This window comes from uncultured Sphingomonas sp., from assembly GCF_964237155.1.
Lineage (GTDB): Bacteria > Pseudomonadota > Alphaproteobacteria > Sphingomonadales > Sphingomonadaceae > Sphingomonas.
Genome location: NZ_CAXSHH010000127.1, coordinates 1 through 4,508 on the forward strand (window position 1 = coordinate 1; position 4,508 = coordinate 4,508).

Below are 4,508 nucleotides of genomic sequence, written 5' to 3' on the forward strand. Positions count from 1 at the left end.
GCGAGACGTAGAGGATGCGGCCATCTCGCGACAGATCGGTGTCCTGAGCATAGTTCTTCCCGCCGCGCGCCTCGATTTTGGGCTGCGCGACATACTGGACGGGATCACGCAACAGACCGACCGTCTTGCCGTCGGGCGTGACGTCGAGCGTCCTGCGCACTCGTCCGGTCGCGAGATCGATGAAGCTGACCGTGCCTCCGACCCCGTTGGCCACCAGGGCAACCTCCACGCCGCCGCGCGCCGGACCAGAACCGTCCATGGCTCCGCGCCCTATATGCGCTTCGCGCCAAGCACCGATGCCGACGCCGGCCGCGACCAGGGCAAGACCTGCCGCCGCCGTCTTCCAAAATCTTTTGAGCATCCCCACCCCAACCGTCTCACGGCAAGCTGTGCCGTCAAGCGGCATTAGCACACGCGTGTATCCAGGAAAATGCTATTATTGATGACCCGGACGGATCGATCGTACAGTCATCAGCAATGCGACCCGTCGATCTCGCCTTCCAGCTCATCGAGCTGCTCGGCATTCACCAGCCTGCGGGCGTCAGCGAGCTTGCCCGCTTGGCCGGCATCCCGCGCTCGACCGCGCAGCGGACCTTGCAGGCGCTGCACAAGACAGGCTGGATCGAGCCGGCGGGCGCTGAAACCACCGACTGGGTCATCAGCATGCGAGCGGTCATCGCGACGGGTCGCACGAACCATGCCTTGGCTAGGCTGCGGCTGGTGGCGCTGCCGGTCATGGAGGAGTTGCGGCGCGTCACGGAGGAGACCGTCCATCTAACCTGCCGCTTCGAGCGCGCGCTGGTGCTGGTCGAACGCCTCGACGGGATCAAGCCGGTCCGCTACTTCTTCCCGTATGGCGGCGTGGTACCCCTGCATGCCACGGCATCGGGCCAGGCGATGCTCGCGCATTTCGACGATGCCGAACTCGATCTCTATCTGAAGGAACCGCTGGAAAGCACGACGCAGCTCACGATCACCGATCGGAGCGAGCTGGAAAAGCGGATCGCGGTCGCCCGGAAACGGGGCTACGCGACCGGCTTCGGCGGCAACCACCGGGGCGTGAACGCCGTCGGCGCCGCCATCATCGACCGTATGGACGACCCCGTCGGCGCGATCTCCATTTCCGGCCCTGGCGCACGACTCGACGAGCGCCGGGCCGAGGAGATCGGCGGCCTGCTCGTCGACGCCACCCGCCGCATCAGCATGGCGCTGATCTGACCCGCAACGCTCGAGGCGGAGTCGGTGGTCGCCTGACGCCCACCGATGCACCCCACGCGATCGGCTGATCGACCGCACCCAGCAGCTTGGCGACAGCGCTATGGGTAGCGGCTAGCAACGATGATCGCCCAACCTGCATGAAACACGATTTTCGGCTCGCTTTGCGCGAGCCGGGCCGACGCGGCAGGCGCACGCTGGGTGAGACGGAAATCACATCGGGTGCGACCGGCGTACGATGCCGATCGGGCCGCGCACGAACGGCGAAAAGCGATGGATTGCATTTTGGCGGGTTGCCAGGAAGCAGATACCAATGGCTTCCGTCGCCCGGCGCGCTCAGCTTTCCTGAAGAGATCGAGAGATGGGAACGCGCGTGACTTCCCGGAACTTGTCCCGCATGCGGAAGCAGGAAGCGATCAACGTCGATCACGAACCGATCAAAAGGATGGAAAGCCAGCGTGGCCTTATGCCATGAGGAGCCATGATTGACCGGTCATTGCCCCACGCCATAAAGACTATTGCCTCACTAAAGGGAGAGTTTCTTCTCCGATCCGGTCGAACATCATCGACCTACTTCGACAAGTATCGTTTTGAGGCTGAACCGGCACTCCTCAAGCGGGTCGCGGCCGAGATGATCGCTTTGCTGCCTATCGATAGCGAAGTTCTTGCGGGGCTGGAGCTTGGCGGGGTGCCCATTGCGACGGCGATGTCGCTCGCGACCGGGCTGCCCGTAGCGTTCGTAAGGAAGAAGGCGAAGGAATACGGCACCTGCTTGGCAGTTGAAGGCCTCGGCGTCAAAGGGAAGCGTGTGGTCCTTATCGAGGACGTGATTACGACGGGCGGCGCTGTTGCCGACGCTGCACGGCTAGTCCGGGAAGCTGGAGCAAACGTGATAGGCGTCGTTTGTGCGATATGGCGGGGGGATGGTACTCCCCGGATTGTTCATTTGCCGGACCTTCCAGTCATGGCGGCAATGACCAAGGACGATCTGCTTACCTGAATGTCCGCGGTTGGACGCTACCGACCGATCCGGCATTCCCGCAAAGGAACTTGGACCGGGAAAGCGCGCGGGTAAGGCCGGCCGGACATGGCCTCAGGCCACGTTTCCCCGAAAGGTATTCTCAATTGGCTTTCCCGAGATCGGCCTATGCAGTTAGAAAGTTGGGAAAAGCGGGATGCGTCTAAATGGGGTTCTGGGACGTCCGGCGATCCCGGCGGAATGGCCGCGAGTGGGCGATCCCTGCTGATCGTGACGAAGCGGGTACAACAGGGGATCGGCTACTGTTCCGGCACTCGACAAACGATCCAGCCGGACGGAGTTTCGCCCCAAAAACCCGTCCCCGAACTCAGCGTGCATTTGTTTTCCGCCAGTTGGCTTTCCTCACGGTTTCGGACGCCTCGCGCGAACTTGTCATCGACGCGCGTCCGCGCCGCCGGTCGTGGTTGGCGCTTCAACAATGGTGCGTCTGCCACGTCAATCTGCGGACCATCACTGCGGAAGACGGGCTCCGGCGATCGCAGGCACGTCCTCGGCCAGTAGAAAGCCTTCGCCCACCAATCGGTTGCTCGCTGCGGTGACGAGGGCGGTGTATTGCGCTTGTCCCCCTGGATACCGGCCTCCGAGCGACGGGCGCGGGTCTCCGACCGCTGCCCGTTCCGCTTCGGTCCTCGCGAAGGGGAGCAAGATCCCTTGCAGGGTGCATTGCTCCCCCGGCGCATATCCGGTCGTCGTGAAATAATGCCCGGTCGCCGTGGCGACCGGAACGGCGACGAGCGGGAAAACCACGCCGTCGAATTGATTGCCGTCCGGATCGAGTCGCGTGGTCAGGACAGGATAGGTACCGCGCGGCTGGGCGAGCAGGGGAGAATAGTCCCAGTTGGCCGGCACGTTGCGGATCGAACTGTAAGGAAAACCGGGAATCCGCGGCCATTGCGCTTGGGCCTGACCGACCGAGACAAGGGTGCCATCCTGCTTGTTCGGATATCTTGACGCCGGGGGCGGGGTTCCGTTCTTCACCCATCGATCGAGAGCGAGGAACAAGGCGTTCCGGAACGGTACCTGTGGGTACAGCACGGGCCGTTCGAAGCATCCGCGCGGCTGGATCGGCCCGGGTCCGTGCTGGAGCCCCGCGGCGAAGTACAGGCGGACATTGTCCGGCTGGACGATCGGATCGCCAAGGGTGTCGATCTGGAGCATCCAGCTGAACGCGCTGCCCATCTCTCCATCGGTGTCGAAGTGCATGATCCTCGGGCACGTGTTGCTGCGCTCACATAGCGCGAGCAATCCGTCTGTCTTCCCCGAAACGGGATCGAAGGTGACGGGATAGGCGAACGGAAAGCCGTTGTCGGGGTAGCGCCGCCCGGCATGCTGGGTCGAACTCGCCGTCGGGATCGCGAACGGGCGGTTGAAGTCTCCTTTGCGCGCGCCGGCGACGATCGGCATCAGTCCGTCGAATACCCTGCGCCCCCTGGCGTCCTCGTTGAAGCCCTGCCACAGGAAGACGCGTAGGAACCGACCGCTTTGCGATACCCCGTAGGCGATCGTGTTCTTGACGGTGATGGTGCCGGCACTCGCCAGAGGGTTGGCGCGGCCGTCCTCGTCGGCCTGATCGAAGCGCAGGAACGAGACGAGGTCACGTACCGAGGCCAGGCCCAGGCCGGACACGACCCCGTTCGTGGCCGTGTATGTCAGGTCATACAACGCGCTGTTGTCGTAGCCTGCGGCCTGACGGATCTGCACCCGGTTCGCATCGACGAAGTCGAAACTCGATGGAGGCAGTTCCGTCGGGGCGTCCTCCTCATACTGCCTCACATAAAGGCGCGCCGTCGATTTGTCGGTCGATGCGGTCGGATATAGCAGCGTGACCGGTCGGATCGCTCCCTCGGGCTCGGCGACCGGCGTCGAGTCGAAGCGGATCTCCTGGCGGAACGCCTGGGTGAGCGGTCCCGCCGCGTTCCGGACGATCGGCAAGGTCGCATTGAGCGCCGCGGGGTTGAGTGCCACCTCGCCCTGCCACGCGCTGTTGATGAGCACATAGCCGCGGTCCATGTAGAAACGCGCCGCCGCGTCGCTGGTCGCGCCCAGACTTATGCTGCCGTTGCCGCGGTTCGTCACTTCGTAAACCAGGGTGCCGTTCGCCTTCGCGAGGTCGACGGGTTTGAGGATCGCGGCCTCGAACGAATATTCGACGAGGCCTTGGGCGTTACGGGCGGCGAGGTTCAGTCCTTCGACGCGCCGGCTCTCGGCCCCGTCCGGGTTGGCGACGCCGCTGACCTTGACCTTCACCACCTCA

At 63.9% G+C, this 4,508-nt stretch carries 4 protein-coding genes; 2 read left to right on the top strand and 2 right to left on the bottom strand.

What is annotated here, in order from left to right; genetic code table 11:
• Positions 1–406: hypothetical protein (locus tag ACFE71_RS15025; protein ID WP_375429571.1), on the bottom strand; the 406-nt coding region annotated here is incomplete at its 3' end.
• A 71-nt stretch (positions 407–477) separates the two neighbouring features.
• On the opposite strand from ACFE71_RS15025, the gene ACFE71_RS15030 reads away from it, so the two are divergent.
• Both ACFE71_RS15030 and pyrE read left to right on the top strand, forming a co-directional pair.
• Positions 478–1,218, top strand: a complete 741-nt coding sequence (locus ACFE71_RS15030; RefSeq protein WP_375429572.1) for an IclR family transcriptional regulator — start codon at positions 478–480, stop codon at positions 1,216–1,218.
• A gap of 478 nt (positions 1,219–1,696) precedes the next feature.
• Entirely contained in the window at positions 1,697–2,215 is a 519-nt protein-coding gene (gene pyrE / locus ACFE71_RS15035) for an orotate phosphoribosyltransferase (RefSeq protein WP_375429573.1), read from the top strand.
• Between the two features lie 489 nt (positions 2,216–2,704).
• Here the strand turns inward: pyrE and ACFE71_RS15040 are convergent.
• Positions 2,705–4,508, bottom strand: a 1,804-nt coding sequence (locus tag ACFE71_RS15040; protein WP_375429574.1) for an alpha/beta hydrolase domain-containing protein, incomplete at its 5' end; no start/stop codon positions are given.

Bases quoted from the DNA above. Each gene is read 5' to 3' on its own strand.
- ACFE71_RS15030 (WP_375429572.1), top strand. From the start codon at position 478: ATGCGACCCGTCGATCTCGCCTTCCAGCTCATCGAGCTGCTCGGCATT.
- pyrE (WP_375429573.1), top strand. From the start codon at position 1,697: ATGATTGACCGGTCATTGCCCCACGCCATAAAGACTATTGCCTCACTA.